Origin of the sequence: Streptomyces amritsarensis, assembly GCF_001953875.1 — a bacterium.
Taxonomy (GTDB): Bacteria; Actinomycetota; Actinomycetes; order Streptomycetales; family Streptomycetaceae; genus Streptomyces; species Streptomyces amritsarensis.
In genome coordinates this window covers 140,759-159,111 of sequence record NZ_MQUR01000004.1, presented here as the reverse complement: position 1 = coordinate 159,111, position 18,353 = coordinate 140,759, and the positions used below count along the sequence as shown (strand labels likewise).

The window sequence follows — 18,353 nt, the reverse complement described above, 5'->3', positions numbered from 1 at the left end:
TGGTCGTCGGGATCCTCACCACCGTCCTCTTCCTCCGCACCAAGCAGCCCGGCAACTAAGGCAACTCCGCCTTGTGACAGACCTGCCGAGGCGGCGAACGTTGGCCCCAGGCACGGAGGGAAGGAACCACGATGGCAACACCCACCCACTCGGCCGCCGGACAGAGCCGTGCCCAGGTCCGCTGGGAGCACACGAGCATCCCCTCCCCGTCCGGCCCCGTCCCCGCCCGGGTGTACCGGCCGGCGGGGTCCGCACCGCAGGGCTGGCTGGTCTGGGCCCACGGCGGCAGCTGGCGCGCCGGCTCCGCCCGCGACTGGCACGGCCCCACCGCCGAACTCGCCCGGACCTCCGGCTTCGCCGTCGCCAGCATCGACTACCGGCTGGTCCCCGAGGTACGCCACCCGGCCATGGTCGAGGACGTACTGGCGGCGCTCGCCTGGGCTCGGGAACAGGCCCGGGAACAGGCTCGGGGACAGGCCGGGGGACGGGCCGGGGACCGCGCGAGGGGATCCGCGCCCGTCGCGGTCGGCGGAGACAGCGCGGGAGCCACTCTCGCCGCCTGCGCCGCCCTCGCCTGCCGCGACCGGGCCCTCCCGCTCGCCGCCCAGGTGCTCGCCTACCCCCCACTGGACCCCAACTGCACGGCGGCCTCGTACCACCGCTTCCCCGACATGTTCCCCACCGCGTCCTACCTCAGAGCGGCCTGGCAGGACTACCGGGACCCGGACCGGCCCGCCGCAGCCGACGGCACCCGCCTCCACAGCACCCCCTTCGAGGCGGCCGACCTGCGCGGCGTCGCACGAGCCGTCCTCGCCACCGGCGACCTCGACCCCGTCAGCGACGACGTACACCGCTACGCGCGCCTGCTGCACACGGCCGGAGTGGAGGTCACCCTGCGGGAGTTCGGACAGACCGGCCACGGGGCGTTCCTCCAGCCGGGCCCCGACACGAGCACCTCACCCGGGACGGCGTCCCTGCGCGGCTGGCTGGGCGTGGCCCTGCGCCTGCTCACCTCACCGGCCGCCCCCGGCGCCTGAGCCGCTCACCCGCCTCCCACCCGTACGCCGACCCACCACACATGGAGCCGACATGAGCCCCGACAGCCCCAACCTCGACGCCCTGCTGCGGCACTTCGCCGACCTCCGCGACGGCCACCACGGCGGCGCCGTCACCCGCCCGGACAAGGAGGAGCACTTCCGCACCGCAGCCCGGCTCCTCGACCCGTACGCCCGCCGGGCACTCACCGAACTCAACGACGAACTCCTCCTCGGACAGGGCGTGATCGACGCCAGCGGGGTCCGACGTGCCGACGACGGCAGCCTCTTCCACGCCTGGACCCTCTGGTGGGACGAGCAGTCGACCGCCGACATCCCGCCGGTGACCCTCTACGCCCACTACGGCGCGGGCTTCCACCACCCCCACCTGCGCGGCGCCACGGTCTCCGAATGGCCGCTCAACGTCTTCGACGAGCAGCAGGCCGCCGCCGAACTCCCCACGATGCGGGCCATCGCCGCCGCCGACCTGCACAACCTCGTCTTCGAACGGGACTTCAGGATCGTCCCCGCGACCGTGGCGGGCGCCACCGGCCTCCCCGCCCACCAGCACTGAAAGGCCGTCCGCCATGACGAAGCCGCGACTGTCCGTACTGGACCAGACCCCCGTCGGCGAGGACCACACCGCGGACCAGGCGCTGCGCGCCTCCGTGGACCTGGCCCGCGCCGCCGAGGACCTCGGGTACACCCGCTACTGGGCCGCCGAGCACCACGGCTCCCCGGGCTTCGCGAGCAGCGCCCCGGAGATCCTCGCGGGAGCCCTGCTCGCCCACACCTCGCGCATGCGGATCGGCACCGGCGGAGTGCTGCTGCCCCGCTACGACCCGGTCAAGGTCGCCGAGGTCTTCGGGGTCCTCGCCTCCCTCCACCCGGGCCGGGTCGACCTCGGCATCGGCCGGGCCGGCGGCCCCGCACGGGACTTCCCGCAGCGGCTCGCGGAACTGCGGACCCTGCTCGACGCGGGCGGCGTCGTACCGCACCCGCCGGTCCCGCCGCACCTGTGGCTGCTGGGCGCGGGACGCGAGTCGGCGCGGCTGGCCGGCCTGCTGGGCACCGAGTTCGCCTTCGGGCACTTCTTCTCCCCGACGGGCGGAGCGGAGGCGTTCGACGACTACCGCTCCCGGTTCCGCAGGACGACCGGCCGATCCGCGGGCGGCGCCCTCGCGGTACGCGTGGTCACCGCCGACAGCGCCGGCCGCGCCGAGGAACTGGCCCAGAGCCTGCTGCTGTGGCGCGCCCGCAAAGACCTCGGCCAGGACGCGCCGCTGCCGTCGTACGAGACCACGCGCCGCCACCGCTGGACGGGCCCCGAACTGGAGCGGGCCAAGGTGCACCGCACGGCCCTCGTCTCCGGGGCGCCGGAGCAGGTGCACGCCGTACTGACGGCGCTCGCCGCCACCCACGGCGTGGACGAGCTGATCGTCAACACCCTCACGGCCGACCCGTCCGACCGCCGGCGCTCCTACGAGCTGCTGGCCGAGGCCTTCGACCTGCCGAAAGCCGTCCGTGAAACGCCGGTACCGGCCGCCCGCTAAGCCGTTTCCCGCGGGACCTGCCCGCCCCGCCTGCCGGTCCGCGGCGCCCGTCCGGGGGCGGCGCGGAGGCGGCGCGGGTGGGGGCGGATGATCTACGGTGTGCCCCGGGCGCCGTCGCAGAGCGGCGCCGCGGACGAGGGGGAACGCCGATGGACCGGCACATCGCATTCGAGCACCTGCACAACTTCCGAGACCTGGGCGGCTACAGGACCGCCGACGGCGCCGTCGTCCGCCGGCGGACCCTGTACCGCGCCGACTCACTGGGCAAGCTGCGCGGCCCCGACCGGGACAGGTTCCTGGAGCTGGGCATCGGCACCGTGATCGACCTGCGCTACCCGTGGGAGATAGCGGCCAAGGGCCGGGTGCCCGAGGCGGAGCGGTTCCACTACGTCAACCTGAGCATCGAGCACCGGCCCTACGACCAGGCCGAGATCGACCCCGACATCGACCCGTGGCGCTACCTCGCCGACCGGTTCGCCGAGGTCGCCGAGGACGGCACGCAGGAGATCCGGCAGGTCCTGGAGACCATCGCCGAAGCACCTGGGCCCGCGGTCTTCCACTGCACCTCGGGCAAGGACCGGACCGGGCTGATCGCCGCGTTCGTCCTCACCGTGCTCGGTGTCCCCGAGGAGCAGATCCTCGCCGACTTCGCGCTCACCGAACTGGCCACCGAACGCCTCGCCGCGGACTGGCGGGCGGCCAACCCCGGCCGGGTCATGAAGTGGCCGAGCTACGGCCGCGCCCCCGCGGTCGTCATGGAGCTGGTGCTGGCCGACCTCGACGCCCGCCACGGCTCGGTGCACGGCTACCTCAAGGACCGCGTGGGGCTCTCGGACCGGACCGCGGAGCAACTGCGCGCCCGGCTGCTGACGTCCGCCGCCTGACACCCGGCCCGGTCGCGCGGACGCCCGTCCGGTGTGAACCGGCGTGCGCGCGGGGCGGCACCCGGCGACCCGAAGACGCTCTGGTGGCGCCGCCGCAGGATCCCTACCATCGAAGCAGGGGCGCGGGGGAGGGGGTGCGTTCATGGCGGCGCAGGTCGGGCGGCTCGAGCGCGTCGTGGCCTGGGTGCTGCGCAACGCCGACGTGGTGGTCGCCCTCTGCGTGGCGATGGCGGTCGGCTTCCTGGACATCTTCGGCGACGTCGTCAGCGACGACGTCTCCTCCGGCGCCACCCTCGTCGTCCTCGGGCTCCTCGCCACCGGCTCGATCGTGGAGCGGGTGCGCCGGCCGGCCAGCATCCACGAGGCGCTCAGCGGGACCCGGCAGGCACTGGAAGACCTCGCCATGGTCCGCTCCCTGTCCGGCAACGAGGTCGGCGAGGCCCTGCGCAAGGCCAGACAGCGCACCAACCTCTGGTACTTCAAAGGCGGTACGGGCACCTACCTCAGGGCGGTCACCCTGCCGCTGTGCGTGGCCGCGGCCAAGGAGCAGCGCTCCCAGCTCAACGTGAAGATCGACATCGTCAACCCGGCCGACGAGCGCGCCTGCGCCGCCTACGCCCGGTTCCGGCAGATGTTCGGCGGGCAGCGCCGCGGCGACGACGTGTGGACCACCGACCGGGTCCGCCGGGAGTCGTACGCGACCGTCCTCGCCGCCTGCTGGTACCAGCGGCAGCTGACCACCCTCGAGATCAGCGTGCACCTGTCGTCCGCCGTGCCCACCCTGCGCTTCGACCTCTCCGAGACCTGCCTCGTCATCACCCAGGACGACCAGTCCCGGGTGAACCTGCTGGTGGAGCGCGGACAACCGCTCTACGACTACTACGTCACCGAGTTGCACCAGAGCCGCGAGCAGGCCACCGCGCTCGATCTGCGGGTCGCGTCGCCCCTCGGCCAGGAACCCACCGTCGACGAGGTACGGACGCTCTTCGACGACCTGCGGCTCCCGCTGCCGCGCGTCTTCACCGACAGCGACATCGGCAGGATCATCGAGAAGGCCCTGCACGCGGAGGACCCCTACAGGAGGTGAGGCGCTCCGGCGCGTGCCATGGACGACGAGCTCGCAAGGACCCGTGTCTGCCTGGAGGCGATCGCCTCCGGACAGCGTCAGTTGCATGCGGTGCGCCATCCGCTCGGGTTCCTGTGCCTGCCGCTGCTGAGAGAGGGCCCGCGCGGAATCTGCGTACACCTCTTCGAGGCCGACAACCACGCCGAGCCGGACGCCTCCCCCCTGCACGCCCACAGCTGGGAACTGCGCAGCCGGGTGCTGTACGGACGGGTCGCCAACCTCCCCGTACGCACACGAGCGGTACGGGACGGCGAGGAGGGCGCGACCCACCGGGTGTTCGAGGTGCACAGCCACAGCGACGGCGTGGACGAGATCCGCCCCACCCCCCTGCTCGTGCGCAGCGAGCCCGGACCCGCCCACATCAGCTCCGGCGGCCAGACGTACACCCTGCCCGCGGGGGAGTTCCACGCCACCGCCCTGGAAGGCCCCGAACCGGCGGCCACCCTGGTGCACGGGCTGTCGGTCCCCGGCCGGCGCGACCTCTCGCTCGGCCCGCTCGACGGCCGGCCGCGCCGCACGACCCGCCGGCTGTGCGACAAGGCACAGACGGTGCGCAGCGTCCACACCGTCCTCAGGAGGATCGATGCCCAGCAACGGGCCTGACTTCGACCGGGAGCGGCGGGTCGCGGTCGCCGCGGCGGAGGAGGCGGGCGGTCTGCTGCGCAGACGCTTCGGGGCGGTGCACTGCCTGCGGACGAAGGACGAGTCCGGGGACGTGCAGGTCGACCTCGACCTCGCCGCCGAGAGCCTCGTGCTCGGCCGGATCAGGCGGCACTTCCCGGACGACCGGATCCTCTCCGAGGAGGCCGGGCTGCTCGACGCCGCGGGCGAGCGCACCTGGCTCGTCGACCCGCTGGACGGCAGCAACAACGTCGCGATCGGGCTGCCCGCCTACGCCGTCGGCATCGGGCTGTGCCTGGCCGGCGTACCGGTCCTGGGCGTGGTGCACGAGCCGGTCACCGGACAGACCTGGCACGCGGTCAGAGGGCACGGAGCCCACGGCGGCGAGGGGGTGCTGACGGGGCCCGCGCCCGGCCTGCCGAGCCCCGGACCCGTCGTCGCCTGGACCCAGGGGTACGCCGTCCGGCGCGGCGACGCGACGGCGGTCGCCCTGCGCGGTGCGCTGGAGCTCCACAGCCGGCGGGTCCTCCAGCTGTGGGCGCCCCTGCTCGGCTGGAGCCTGCTGGCGCGCGGCACCATCGACGCCTTCGTCGGCTACCGCGCCGAAGGCGTGGACCTGCCGACCGGGGCGCTGCTCGCGGCCGAGGCGGGGGTGGAGCTGCGCACCCTGTTCGGGGCGCCGTTCACCCCCGGTTTCGCCGGCGACGATTCCGGACGCAGCTTCGTCGCGGCGCGCGGCGAGACCCTGGCGTTCCTGCTCCGGGAGGTGGGCGCCGTCGCCTGAAGCCCGCGTCGGCCTCTCGGCCCCTCGGTCTCTCGGCCTCCCGGCGTCCTGCCGCCTCAGACGGTGGCGGCCAGGGCCAGCGTCGCCGACAGGGTGGCGGCCACCGAGAGGACGAGGCCCGTACCGAGGAAGCGGCGCAGGTCGATGCGGGTGCCGTGCCAGCGGCACCGCTCGAACCACAGCAGGGTGGCCAGCGACGCCCACGGTGTGATGACCGGGCCGACGTTGACGCCGATGAGCTGCGCCAGCAGCTGGTGGTGGTTGGCCTCGGGGATGGCGGCCTCGCCCGCCAGGTAGGCCGGCAGGTTGTTGAGCACGTTGGAGAAGCCCGCACCGACCGCGGCCGACCTCAGCATCCCGACGAGGTCGTTGTCCGAGCCCATCGCCGCGGCCAGGACGTCGTGCAGCCCGTGCGCGTTGACGGTCTCCACGACCAGGAACATGCCCGGCACCAGCACGAGCAGCCGCCACGGGACCAGGGACAGGCGCAGCGCCCCGCGGTCGCGGACCGCGAAGGCCGCCACCACCACCAGCGCGGCCGCCATCGACGCCGACCACAGGGGCACGTCCGCGACGAGCAGCGCCACCAGGAACCCGCCGCACGCCACCGCGCACACCCGGAACAGGACCCGGTCCTTGGGGCTCGGCGGCGCCGGGGGCGCGTAGCTGACCGCGCCGCGACGCCCCGGCCGCCAGTAGAAGCCCCACAGGCAGGCCATCGTCACGGCGATGGCGGCCAGCTGCGGCGCCCACATGGCGGCGGCCATCTCCGACGGGGCCAGCGCCACCCGGTCCGCGGCGAGCAGGTTCGTCAGGTTCGACACCGGCAGGAGCAGGCTCGCCGTGTTGGCCAGCCACACCGTCGTCATCGCCAGCGGTACGGCCGCGATGCCCACCCGGGTCGCCAGGGCCAGCATCACCGGGGTCAGCAGGACGGCCGTCGTGTCCAGGTTCAGGGTGATCGTCGTGACCGACGCGAAACCGACGCAGAGGAGGAAGAGCAGGGCGTAGTTGCCGCGGCCCACCCGTGCCACCCAGGTGGCGACCACGTCGAAGACCTCGGCCTTGCCGGTCAGCTCGGCGAGGACGATGACCGTCGCCAGGAACACCACCAGCGGTCCGATGCGCTCCAGGACGTCCCCCGCGGGCGCGCGCGGGAGCAGACCGGTGGCGACGCACAGCACCCCGAGGGCGAGCAGCCCGCCGGCCAGCCAGTCCAGTGGATGCAGACGCCTGAGGAGAGACACGGCGAACAGAGTCGCACACCGGCGCGCCCGGACGGCAGACGGGCCCGACCGGAACCGGACACCCCCGCCCCGCCCGAGCGGGCGGACCCTCACGCTCCGCGACCGGGCCTCGGCGGGAAGGGGTCGCGGCCGGAACCCCCGCCCTACCATGGGTCCATGATGACGGACGGGCAATTCGGGTCGCCGGAACGGGAGTTCGACTTCTTCATCAGCTACTCGCCGGCGGACGAGCCATGGGCCGCGTGGATCGCCTGGACCCTGGAGGAAGCCGGCTACCGCACCGTGGTGCAGGCCTGGGACTTCGTCCCGGGGACCAACTTCATAGACTTCATGGACCGCGGAGTCAGCGAGTCCGTCGCCGTGATCGCCGTCCTGTCGCGCCACTACGAACGCTCCACCTACGGACGCATGGAATGGCAGGCCGCGCTCCGGGCCTCCCCCGAGTCCCCCGAACGCCGTCTCCTGACCGTCCGCGTGGACGAGATGCCGATCGAGGGACTCCTCGCCACGATCACCTACGTCGACCTGGTGGGAGTCGCCGACACCGACACCGCCCGCTCCCTGCTGCTCACCCGGGTCGAGCAGGCCGTCGACGGGCACGCCCGCCCCGGCCGGCGGCCCGGATACCCCGGCAGCCGACCGGGCACGGCGTCGGGGACGGCGTCGGGCCCCGCGTCCGGCGGCGGCCCGGGCGGAGTCCGCCTCCCCGGGCAGGCCCACCCGGGCCGGCTCCGGCCGAGCGCGCTCGCCGGCCCCGGCTGGGCGGGCCGCCGCCGTCCGGCCCGGGCGCCCCTCTACCCGCGGGCATCCCCGACCGGTTCGGCCGGCGGCGGCCAGGACGCCGTGACCGTCCTGCACCTGGCCGGGCCCGACTTCGGGCGGGGCCGCGAGCCCGACTCGCTCAGCCGCCAGATCCGCGGCGACCTGATCATGCTCCGGGACGCGGGGGCCCCGTCCCCCGACCTGATGGTGGTCACCGGCGACCTCACCGCCTCCGGCAGCCCCCGCGAGTGCGACCAGGCCCTCAGCTTCCTCACCACCCTGCGCTCCCAGCTCGACCTGTCGCCCCAGCGGGTCATGGTCGTACCGGGCGCACAGGACGTGAACCAGGCCGCCTCCCAGGCCTACTTCCACACCTGCGAGGCCGACGAGGTGGCACCGCAGCCGCCGTACTGGCCCAAGTGGCGCCACTACACACGCCTGTTCCGCGGCCTCTACCAGGGCCTGGACACCGTCTTCGACAGCGACCAGCCCTGGACCCTCTTCCCCGTGCCCGAACTGAGCACGGTCGTCGCCGGATTCAACTCCTCCATCGCCTACAGCCACCGCCAGGAGGAGCAGTACGGCTACATCGGCCGCGACCAGGCCGCCTGGTTCGCCGAGGCCATGCGCCGCTACGAGGACGAGGGCTGGCTGCGCATCGGCGCGCTGCGCCACCCGCTCACCGACGGCCGCCGCCCCGGCGACGCCGTGGGCGGCCCCGGCGGACTGCGCGACGCCGACACCCTCGCCCGGCTCGCCGCCCCGCGGCTCCACCTGCTCCTCCACGGCCCCACCGGCGGCCCGCGGACCCTGTCCGCCGCCCCCGGACACAGCCGGCTCACCGGGCCCGCCGGCGGGCTGCCGCTCTTCGGCTCCGCCGCACCCGCCCGCTTCCAACTGCTCCGGATCACCGCGGACGCCGTCACCCGGTGGGACGACCGGATCACGTCCGAGGCCGAGCGGTTCCCCGGCGAGTGGCGCCACACCCGCCGCGTCTTCCCCGTCCCCGAACTGCCCCCCGTGATCGACGTCGAGCACGCCCAGGGCCGGGCCGCCCTCGACGACCCCGCCACCGCGCTCGCCGAGCGCGTCAAGGAGATCTGCCGGGTGCGCCGGCCCGGCGTACGGCTGCGCGACGTCCCGCGCCGCGCACCGCAGGACATGGTGCAGATCATGGCCACCTGGCAGGAGCAGGACGACGACGTCGTCCAGCAGCAGCGCATCGCCGTCCACCCCGGGACACCCACCGAGGAGGAGATCGACCGGTTCGTCGGCCAGGTGCACGCGACCGACTCCGGCTCCGAGGCCGTCCTCGTCCACGGCGGCGACGCCCCGCCCGGCGGGCTGCGCCGGCGGGCGGCCGGCCACGGCGTACGGGTCAGGGTGCGCAGCTTCCTCGAGTTCCAGGGCCTGCTCGACCTGCGCGGCTACGTCGCCGCGCAGACCGCCCGGCTCGGCGGCAGCGAACAGTACGCCCCCGGCCTGTACCTGCCCCAGCACTACCGCGACGCCGACCGCCCCGACGGGCAGGAGCACGACGGCCTCGTCGAGGAACTCCTGGAGCTGCTGGAATCCGACCACGGCCGCTTCGTCCTGCTCCTCGGCGACTTCGGCCACGGCAAGACCTTCGCCCTGCGCGAGCTGGCCCGCCGCATCCCCGAACAGCTCCCGCACCTGACGCCGCTGCTGATCCCGCTCAACACCCTCGACCGGGCGCACAGCCTCGAAGGCCTGGTCGCCGCCCACCTCGCCGGCCACGGCGTGGACACCATCGACCTGCGGGCCCTGCGCTACATGCTCGCCCAGGGCCGCGTCGTCCTGCTCTTCGACGGCTTCGACGAACTGGTCCACCGGGTCAGCTACGACCGGGCCGCCGACCACCTCCAGGTCCTCCTCGACGCAGCCGTCGACAACGCCAAGATCGTCGTCAGCAGCCGTACCCAGCACTTCAAGTCGCACGCCCAGGTCCTCACGGCGCTCGGCGAGCGCGTCGGACTGCTGCCGCAGCGCCGTGTCCTGTCCGTCGAGGGGTTCACCCCGGCGCAGATCCGCTCCTACCTCGTGCGCAGCTACGGCGACGAACACACCGCCGACCAGCGCTACCAGCTCCTGCGTAACATCCCCGACCTCCTGATGCTCTGCCGCAACCCGCGGCTGCTCTCCTTCGTCGCGGACCTCAGCCAGGACCAGCTGCGCGCCGTCGCCGGCGCCGGCCGCGCGCTGAGCCCGGCCCGGCTCTACGAGGACGTGTTCACCTCCTGGCTCGCCTACGAGGAGGCCCGCGGCCAGGGCGGGCCGGGAGCCCCGCCCGGGCTCACCGCCGACGAACTGTGGGCGGCCGTGACCGCGCTGGCCTGGCGGCTGTGGGAGAGCGGCCGCAGCGCCCTGCGCCTGGAGGAGCTCACCGAGACCGTCGCCGCCACCCTCAGCGAGCTCACCGAGTCGCCGCTCACCCCGTCCGAACGGGCCCAGGCGGTCGGCGCGGGCAGTCTGCTGGTCCGCAGCTCCGACGGCGTCTTCCAGTTCATCCACGGCTCCGTCGTCGAATGGCTCGTGGCGCGCGAAGCCGCCCACCAGCTGGGCCGCGGCCGCCACACCCTGCTCGTCGCCCGTCCGCTCAGCCAGCTCGCCGTCGAGTTCTTCTGCGACCTCGCCGACCACGAGCTGTGCGCCCGGTGGGTGCGCGAGGTCCTCGACTCGCCCGGCCGCGGGATCAGCGACGCCGCCCGCGCCAACGCCGTCCGGATCAGCGACCGGCTGCGGGTGCCCGCCAACGCCGACCTGCGGGGCGCCAGGCTGGCCGGCGAGGACCTCTCGCACCGCGACTTCTGCGGCGTCGACCTCTCCGACGCCGACCTCACCGACACCCGGCTGATCGGCGCCAACCTCTCCGGAGCCCTCCTGCGGGGCACCCAGCTGGCCGGCGCCCGGCTCGACCGCGCCGACCTCAGCGGGGCCGACCTGACCGGCGCGAACCTCAGCCGGGCCCGCCTGACCCGGGCCGACCTGCGGGGCGCCGTGCTCACCGGCAGCCGCTGGCACCGGGCCGCCCTCATCGACGTCCGCATGGACGACGCCGTGCGGGCCGCCCCCGAGCTCGGGACCGCCGCGATCGCCCCCGGGATGCCGGTGGACGCGGGCCTGCGGCCGTCGGCGGTCGGCGTCCCGTACGGCTTCGGCATGCGCACCGGCCGACTGCCCGAACCCATCGCCTACAGCAGCGACGGCGAACTCCTCGCGGTCGGCAGCGAGGACGGCTCGATCCTCGTCTGCGGCGCCGACGACGGCCGGGCGGTGCGCACCCTCCAGGGACACGAAGGACGCGTCTACGCGGTCAAGTTCCGGCCGGACGTGATCGCCACCGGCGGATCCGACGGCACCGTACGCCTCTGGGACCCGGTGACCGGAGCCTGCCGCCACATCCTGGAGATCCACCCGGACGGCGTGTGGCCGGTCTCCTTCGACGAGGCCGGCACGCTCCTGGCCACCGGCGACCGCGAAGGCCTCGTCACGGTCTGGGACGTGGCCACCGGCCGGCCCGTGCACCGGCTTCCCGGGCACACCGCGCCCGTATACACCGCCGTCCACAGCCGCGACGGCCATCTGCTCACCGGCGACGCGGCCGCCAGGGCACGGCTGTGGGACCTGGGCACCGGGACGTGCGTCCGGGAGATCGACGGGCACCAAGGGGCCGTCTACCGCACCCGGTTCAGCCCCGACGGCACCCTCTTCGCCACCGCCGACCGGGGCGCGGGCGGCCGCGGCGGCACGGTGCGGATCTGGCGGACGTCCGACGCCCGGCTGCTGCACGAGTTCACCGGACACACCGGCCGCGTGTACGTCCTCGACTTCCACCCCGGGGGAAACCTCCTGGCCAGCGGCTGCACCGACGGCCAGGTACGGCTCTGGGACCCGGTCGTCGGCACCCCGGCGGGCGTCCTCGAACGGGGCACGGGCGCCGTCTACCAGGTGCTGTTCGGTGACGACGGCCGCCTCCTCGCCGCCTGCGACAGCAACGGCGCGGTCCGGCTCTGGACGGTCGCCGCAAGCCCCCACGGCCACACGATCACCCTCCACGCCCAGCAGCCCGCCGACCACCGCGGCACCGCCTGGGCGTGCGCCTTCCGCCCCGGCGACAGCCAACTGCTCACCGTCGGCAACGACGGCGGTGCGCAGATCTGGGACGCGGCCACCGGACAGGGCAAGCGCATCCTGCGCGGGCACGGCCGCCGGATCAGCGGCGTCGCCTTCAGCGCGGACGGCTCCCAGCTGGCGACCGCCGGCAACGACGGCGTCGTACGGCTCTGGGACACGCGCACCGGCCGGCGTACGCAGGAGCTCCGCGGCCGAGGCGACCGGCTGGTCTCCGCGGCCTTCAGCCCCGCCGAACCCGTCCTCGCCACCGCCAGCAACGACGGCGACATGTACCTGTGGGACCCGGTGGCCGGCCACTACCTGCGCGAGCTCGACGCCGAGACCGAGCACGTGTGGGCGGAGGCCTTCAACGCCGACGGCACCCTGCTCGCCACCGCCAACGACGACGACTCGGTCCGCGTCTGGTTCCGTCCCACCGGCTCACCGGTGGCGAACCTGGCCGGACACCGCGGCCGGGTCCGCTCCATCGCCTTCCGCTCCGACGGCGACATCCTGGCCACCGGCTGCGACGACAGCGTCGTACGGGTGTGGGAGGCGCACAGCGGCCGCCTGGTGGAGGAGCTGGGCGGCGGCGCCGGCCACGCGGACCGGGTGTACGGCGTCGCGTACGGCCAGGGCAGCGCATGGCTGGCGAGCGCGAGCTGGGACGGCAGCGCCATCGTCTGGCGGGACGGCGAGGCGCGCCTGCGCCTGCGCGGCCGCGGCGGACGGCTGTGGGCGGTGGCCGCCCATCCGCGCCGGCCGCTGCTGGCCGCGGCCGGCGACGACCGCGCCGTCGGCCTCTGGCACGCCGACACGGGCGAGCGGATCACCGACCTGGTGGGCCACACCGGACGGGTGCTCTGCCTGGCCTTCTCACCGGACGGCAGCCTCCTGGCGAGCGGGGCCGAGGACGGCACCGTACGGCTGTGGAGCATCCCGGCGGACGGGGAGCCGCCGTCGCTGCGCGCCACGCTGATGGGCATGACGGACGGCTGGGCGGCACTGACACCGGCCGGCGGCTACAAGTACGAGGGCGACGTGGCCGGAGAGTTCTGGCACGTGGTGGGGATGTCCCGGTTCGCGCCGGGGGAGCTCGACGCGTACCTGCCGGGCATCCACCGGCTGCCGCTCGACGGGGAACTCTGACGCGCCGCTCCGGCCGCGGTCGCCCGCGGCCGGAGCCCGGCTCCGCCTCTCGGACCGGGGCCGCCGCGGCGGTGGGCCCGGCCGGGCCTTGCGCCGCACCCCCGACACGACCGCCCACGGAGGACCGCGACCGCTTGCGCCCCCGGTCCGAGGGCGTCGCGGACAGGGCCATCCGGCGGACCCCCTGCATCCGTCCCGCCCACGACCGCGGAAGACATCAGAGAACCACCCCGGTCGACGGCGGAACGGAGCACCTCCATGACCGACACGCAAGGGCACCCGGCCCCCACCCCCGGCTCGCTGTGCCTGGTCACCGGTGCCACCGGCTACATCGGCGGCCGGCTCGTCCCCGAGCTGCTCAAAGCCGGACACCGCGTCCGGTGCCTCGCCCGCACCCCCGCGAAACTGCGCGACCACCCCTGGGCGGGGCAGGTGCAGACCGTCCGCGGCGACGTCACCGACGCCGCGTCGCTCGCCCCCGCCATGGAGGGCGTCGACGTCGCCTACTACCTCGTGCACGCCCTGGGCAGCGGGCGCGACTTCGAGGAGACCGACCGCCGTGCCGCGCGCACCTTCGCCGAGCAGGCCCGCGTCGCCGGCGTCCGCCGCATCGTCTACCTCGGCGGACTCACCCCGAGCGGGGTCCCCGGCCACGCCCTCTCGCCCCACCTGCGCTCACGCGCCGAGGTCGGGCGCATCCTCCTCGACTCCGGGGTCCCCACCACCGTGCTCCGCGCCGCCGTCATCATCGGCTCCGGCTCGGCGTCCTTCGAGATGCTCCGCTACCTCACCGAGCGGCTGCCCGTGATGGTCACCCCGAGCTGGGTGCGCACCCGCATCCAGCCCATCGCCGTCCGCGACGTGCTGCGCTACCTCGTCGGCAGTGCCGGGATGCCCGACGACGTCAGCCGCGCCTTCGACATCGGCGGCCCCGAGATCCTCACCTACCTCGACATGATGCGCCGCTACGCCGCGGTCGACGGGCTGGCCCCGCGCCTGATCTTCCCCGTGCCCGTCCTCACCCCGCGGCTGTCCAGCCACTGGGTCGGCCTGGTCACCCCCGTGCCCCGGTCCATCGCCCGCCCCCTCGCGGAGTCCCTCAAGTACGAGGTCGTCTGCGACGAGCACGACATCGCCGACTGGGTGCCCGATCCGCCCGGCACGCCCATCCCCTTCAACACGGCGCTCTCGCTCGCCCTCCAGAAGGTCCGCGACGCCCAGGTCGTCACCCGCTGGTCCTCCGCCTCCGTACCCGGCGCCCCCAGCGACCCGCTGCCCACCGACCCCCACTGGGCCGGCGGCAGCCTCTACACCGACGTCCGCGAACGCACCGTGGACGCCCCGCCCCAGGCGCTGTGGCGGGTCGTGGAGGGCATCGGCGGGGAGAACGGCTGGTACTCCTTCCCGCTCGCGTGGGCCGTCCGAGGCTGGCTCGACCGCCTCGTCGGCGGTGTCGGACTGCGCCGCGGCCGGCGCGACGCCACCCTCCTGCGGATCGGGGACTCCCTCGACTTCTGGCGGGTCGAGGAGATCGAACGGGGCCGGCTGCTCAGACTGCGCGCCGAGATGCGCCTGCCGGGCCTCGCCTGGCTGGAGATGTACGCCGAACTCGACGACGAGGGGCGCACACGGTACCGGCAGCGGGCGCTCTTCCACCCGCGCGGCCTGTCCGGCCACGCCTACTGGTGGAGCGTCTCGCCCTTCCACGCCCTCGTCTTCGGCGGCATGGCCCGCAACATCGCGCGCACGGCCGAGGCGGCGGCGGGATCGCCCGCGTCGGCGCGGCCGGCCGGGTCCGCCGCCGCGGCCGGCGGCCCCACCGCAGGAGCGCAGGCATGAACGTCTCCGTCGTCCTGTTCACCTCGGACCTGCGCGTCCACGACCATCCGCCGCTGCGCGCCGCGCTCGGCACCCGCGGCGAGACCGTGCCGCTCTTCGTGCGCGACCCGGCGGTGGACCACGCCGGTTTCGCCGCGCCGAACCGGCTCGCCTTCCTCGCCGACTGCCTCGCCGACCTCGACCAGGGACTGCGCCGGCGGGGCGGCCGGCTCGTCGTCCGCTCGGGCGACCCCGTCGACGAAGTGTGCGCCGTCGTACGGGAGGCCGACGCCGACGAGGTGCACATGGCCGCCGGGTGCAGCGCCTTCGCCCTGCGGCGCGAGCAGCGGCTGCGCCGGGCCCTGGAGGCCGACGGCCGACGCCTCTACGTCCACGACGCGGTCGTCACCGCCCTGCCGGCGGGCGCCGTGACACCGAGCGGCTCCGACCACTTCGCCGTGTTCACCCCGTACTTCAGACGCTGGTCCGGGGAGCGGCTGCGCCCGCCCCTCGCGGCCCCGCGCGTGGTCCGGGTCCCGCCCGGCATCCGGTCCGAGGGCCTCCCCGCACGGCCGGCCGCCGGCACCGTCTCGGCGGGCCTGGCCACCGGCGGCGAGGAGGCGGGCCGCAAGCGGCTCGCGTACTGGCTCGACCGGTACGCCGACGCCTACGAGGAGGGACACGACGACCTGGCTGCCGACGCCACCTCCCGCCTCTCCCCGTACTTCCACTTCGGTGCCCTCTCGGCGGCCGAGGCCGTGCACCGCGCCCGCGTCCGGGGCGGAGCCGGCGCGGAGGCCTTCGTACGGCAGCTCTGCTGGCGGGACTTCCACCACCAGCTCCTCGCCGCCCGCCCCGCGGTCGCCGGCGCCGACTACCGCACCCGGTCCGACCGCTGGCGCCGCGGCGCGCAGGCCGACGCGGACCTGCGGACCTGGCGGGAGGGCCGCACCGGCTATCCCGTCGTCGACGCCGCCATGCGCCAACTCGCCCACGAGGGCTGGATGCCCGGCCGCGGCCGGCTGCTCACCGCCTCGTTCCTGACCAAGACGCTCTACATCGACTGGCGCGCCGGGGCCCGCCACTTCCTGGACCTGCTGGTCGACGGGGACGTCGCCAACAACCAGCTCAACTGGCAGTGGATGGCCGGCACGGGCACCGACAGCCGCCCCAACCGGGTCCTCAACCCGGTCATCCAGGCCAAGCGGTACGACCCCCAGGGCGCGTACGTACGCCGGTGGGTGCCCGAGCTCGCCGCACTGCGGGGACCCGAGATCCACGAGCCGTGGAAGCTGGCCGGCCCCGACCGGGCCCGGTTCGACGGCTATCCCGATCCGCTGATCGCGCTCCCCGAGGGGCTGGCCCGCTTCCGCAGGGCCCGCGGTCAGGACTGATCCACGGCGGCGGGCCGTCCCGTACCCGTCCCCGCACCCGCCGCCGTGCCGCAGATCCCGCGCAGCAGGTCCAGTGCCTCCCGCAGCCCGCGGGGGCGCAGCGTGCCGGGCGCCAGGGGCTGACCGGCCCAGCCCGGGCCGGCCGGCAGCACCGCCGGCCGGGCGCGGGCGCCCTTGACGCCCCACGCCACCTCGGCGATGTGCCGGGCCAGGGGGTGGTTCGCGGTGGACCGGGCCTGGGACCACAGCACGACCGCGGCCGGGCCGGTCCGGCGTACGGCCTGGTCGAGGGCCTCGGGCGGCACGGCCGCCCCGAACATGAGGGTGGGCAGGCCGAGCCCGGCCAGCCCCGCCGCCAGCGCCTCCAGCGCGAGGGTGTGCTGCTCGCCGGGCACGCACGCGAGCAGGACCGCGGGTGCACCCGTCCGCGCCCCGGAGGGCGGGGGGCCGGCGGCGCGTCGCAGGGCGGTCGACACGTGCCAGGACAGCAGGTGTTCCACCTCGACGTACCGGTCGCCCGACGTCTCCCACTTGCGGCCGACGGCGTGCAGGGTCGGCGCGATCACCTCCTCCCAGGCGGTGACCAGGCCGTACTGGGCGATCACCGAACCCAGCACGTCGTCCACGGTCCGGGCGTCGAGGCGTACCGCGGCCCGCCCCAGCCCGCGGCACTCCTGCCGTACGGCGCCGAGCGGCAGGCCGTTTCCCGAACCGGGCCCGCGGGCCGGCCGGGGGAGGGGCTCCGGGGCGGCGGGCGGAGCGGGCGCGGCGGCCGGCGCGGGTCGAGCGGGTCGAGCGGGGGGCGTGGGTGCCGGGTCGGCGAGAGCGGCCCGGGCGGCCTCCGCGGGCGCGATCCCCGACGAGGTCAGCCGGCACATCTCGTGCAGGACGGCGATGTCCTCGGGGGTCCACCGGCGGTGCCGGCCGTCCTTGCGGGCTGCGGGGCCGATGCCGTAGCGCCGGTCCCAGGTGCGCAGGGTCGTGGGGGCGACCCCCAGCCGGCGGGCCACCGCCCCCGTGGTCAGGCCGTGTGATGAGGACTCCGTCATGGATCCATGATGCGACGCACAAACGATGCGAGTGGTGCGCAAGCGCGCACGGGCCGGAATCTGGAGGGGCCCCCGCCCCGGCGCACCACGGGGCGGGGCACCCGCCCGCAGACCGGCCGGTTCCGGTCCCGGCCCGAGGAGCAGCCGCCATGACCGCCCTGAGCGCCACCGCCCAGCCGTCCGCCGAGACCGCGGACCGCCTCCTCGACCACGAGGTCGCCGAGGGCTTCGTGCGCGGCGACGAGCAGTGCCTGACCGCCGCGTACCGCCGCTGGGGCGGCCTGGTCCAGGCCCTCGCGGCCCGCACCCTCGGGGATCCCCGCGAGGCCGAGGACGTCAGCCAGCAGGTCTTCCTGGCCGCGTGGCGCGGCCGGGCCGGCTACCGGCCCGAGCGCGGCGCCTTCCCCGGCTGGCTCATCGGCATCACCCGGCGGAAGATCGCCGACGCGCTCACGGAGCGCACCCGGCGCCTCGACCTGGTCACCGCCGCCGGCGCCGCCCTGCCCCGGCCGGACGAGCCCGCGGAGGGGCCCGAAGCGGTCCTGGACCGGCTGATCGTCACCGGCGAGCTGGCGCGGCTGCCCCGCCCGCAGCGGGAGGTGCTGGCCATGGCCTTCTACGGGGACCTCACCCAGACGCAGATCGCCGAGCGCACGGGCATGCCGCTCGGCACCGTCAAGAGCCACACCCGGCGCGGCCTGCACCGGATGCGCCACCGCTTCGCCGCCGGGGCGTCCGCTGCCGACCCGGCCGTGACGGGGTGGGCGTGAGCCGTGCCGGGGGTGCGAAGATGACGGC

13 protein-coding genes are annotated in these 18,353 nt (G+C 75.1%); 11 read left to right on the top strand and 2 right to left on the bottom strand.

All coding sequences use genetic code 11. The features are described 5' to 3' along the window. The first annotated feature begins 131 nt into the window (after positions 1–131). From AVW11_RS03325 to AVW11_RS03295, 7 genes are all read left to right on the top strand, one after another. Complete coding sequence (locus AVW11_RS03325; RefSeq protein WP_076043149.1) at positions 132–1,037, top strand: alpha/beta hydrolase; 906 nt, start codon at positions 132–134, stop codon at positions 1,035–1,037. A 52-nt stretch (positions 1,038–1,089) separates the two neighbouring features. Further along, entirely contained in the window at positions 1,090–1,608 is a 519-nt protein-coding gene (locus AVW11_RS03320; protein ID WP_060179106.1) for a hypothetical protein, read from the top strand. Between the two features lie 13 nt (positions 1,609–1,621). Next, positions 1,622–2,587 carry an MsnO8 family LLM class oxidoreductase gene (locus AVW11_RS03315; protein WP_037833176.1) on the top strand — a complete coding sequence of 322 codons (966 nt, stop codon included), beginning with the start codon at positions 1,622–1,624 and terminating at the stop codon, positions 2,585–2,587. 149 nt (positions 2,588–2,736) lie between these two features. After that, positions 2,737–3,471 (top strand): tyrosine-protein phosphatase, encoded by a 735-nt coding sequence (locus AVW11_RS03310; RefSeq protein ID WP_076043148.1) that lies wholly within the window; start codon positions 2,737–2,739, stop codon positions 3,469–3,471. Between the two features lie 142 nt (positions 3,472–3,613). Then, on the top strand, positions 3,614–4,558 hold the full coding sequence (locus tag AVW11_RS03305; protein WP_030845195.1) for a hypothetical protein: 945 nt from the start codon (positions 3,614–3,616) through the stop codon (positions 4,556–4,558). 18 nt (positions 4,559–4,576) lie between these two features. Continuing rightward, positions 4,577–5,200, top strand: coding sequence for a hypothetical protein (locus AVW11_RS03300; protein WP_037833178.1), 624 nt, complete (start codon positions 4,577–4,579; stop codon positions 5,198–5,200). After that, on the top strand, positions 5,181–6,002 hold the full coding sequence (locus AVW11_RS03295) for an inositol monophosphatase family protein (RefSeq protein ID WP_060179101.1): 822 nt from the start codon (positions 5,181–5,183) through the stop codon (positions 6,000–6,002). Before AVW11_RS03300 ends, AVW11_RS03295 begins: the two co-directional genes overlap by 20 nt. A 56-nt stretch (positions 6,003–6,058) precedes the next feature. Here AVW11_RS03295 and AVW11_RS03290 read toward each other — a convergent pair whose 3' ends face one another. After that, positions 6,059–7,249 carry an SLC13 family permease gene (locus AVW11_RS03290; protein WP_225884613.1) on the bottom strand — a complete coding sequence of 397 codons (1,191 nt, stop codon included), beginning with the start codon at positions 7,247–7,249 and terminating at the stop codon, positions 6,059–6,061. A gap of 159 nt (positions 7,250–7,408) precedes the next feature. Here AVW11_RS03290 and AVW11_RS03285 point away from each other — a divergent pair, with 159 nt between their 5' ends. The 3 genes from AVW11_RS03285 to AVW11_RS03275 all read left to right on the top strand — a co-directional run bounded on the left by AVW11_RS03285 (position 7,409) and on the right by AVW11_RS03275 (position 16,506). After that, positions 7,409–13,294 carry a WD40 domain-containing protein gene (locus AVW11_RS03285; protein ID WP_076043161.1) on the top strand — a complete coding sequence of 1,962 codons (5,886 nt, stop codon included), beginning with the start codon at positions 7,409–7,411 and terminating at the stop codon, positions 13,292–13,294. 258 nt (positions 13,295–13,552) lie between these two features. Further along, complete coding sequence (locus tag AVW11_RS03280; protein ID WP_076043147.1) at positions 13,553–15,133, top strand: SDR family oxidoreductase; 1,581 nt, start codon at positions 13,553–13,555, stop codon at positions 15,131–15,133. Further along, positions 15,130–16,506 carry a cryptochrome/photolyase family protein gene (locus AVW11_RS03275; RefSeq protein WP_076043146.1) on the top strand — a complete coding sequence of 459 codons (1,377 nt, stop codon included), beginning with the start codon at positions 15,130–15,132 and terminating at the stop codon, positions 16,504–16,506. The genes AVW11_RS03280 and AVW11_RS03275 overlap by 4 nt, the downstream gene beginning before the upstream one ends. Here the strand turns inward: AVW11_RS03275 and AVW11_RS03270 are convergent. Beyond that, the gene (locus AVW11_RS03270; RefSeq protein ID WP_076043145.1) at positions 16,497–17,555 is read right to left on the bottom strand and encodes a MerR family transcriptional regulator; all 1,059 of its coding nucleotides are present in this window, start codon (positions 17,553–17,555) and stop codon (positions 16,497–16,499) included. The genes AVW11_RS03275 and AVW11_RS03270 overlap by 10 nt on opposite strands. 149 nt (positions 17,556–17,704) lie before the next feature. Between AVW11_RS03270 and AVW11_RS03265 the strand changes: the two genes are divergently transcribed. Next, a complete protein-coding gene (locus AVW11_RS03265; protein ID WP_051700060.1) occupies positions 17,705–18,325 on the top strand; it encodes a sigma-70 family RNA polymerase sigma factor in 621 nt (206 codons plus the stop codon). Positions 18,326–18,353 lie beyond the last annotated feature (28 nt).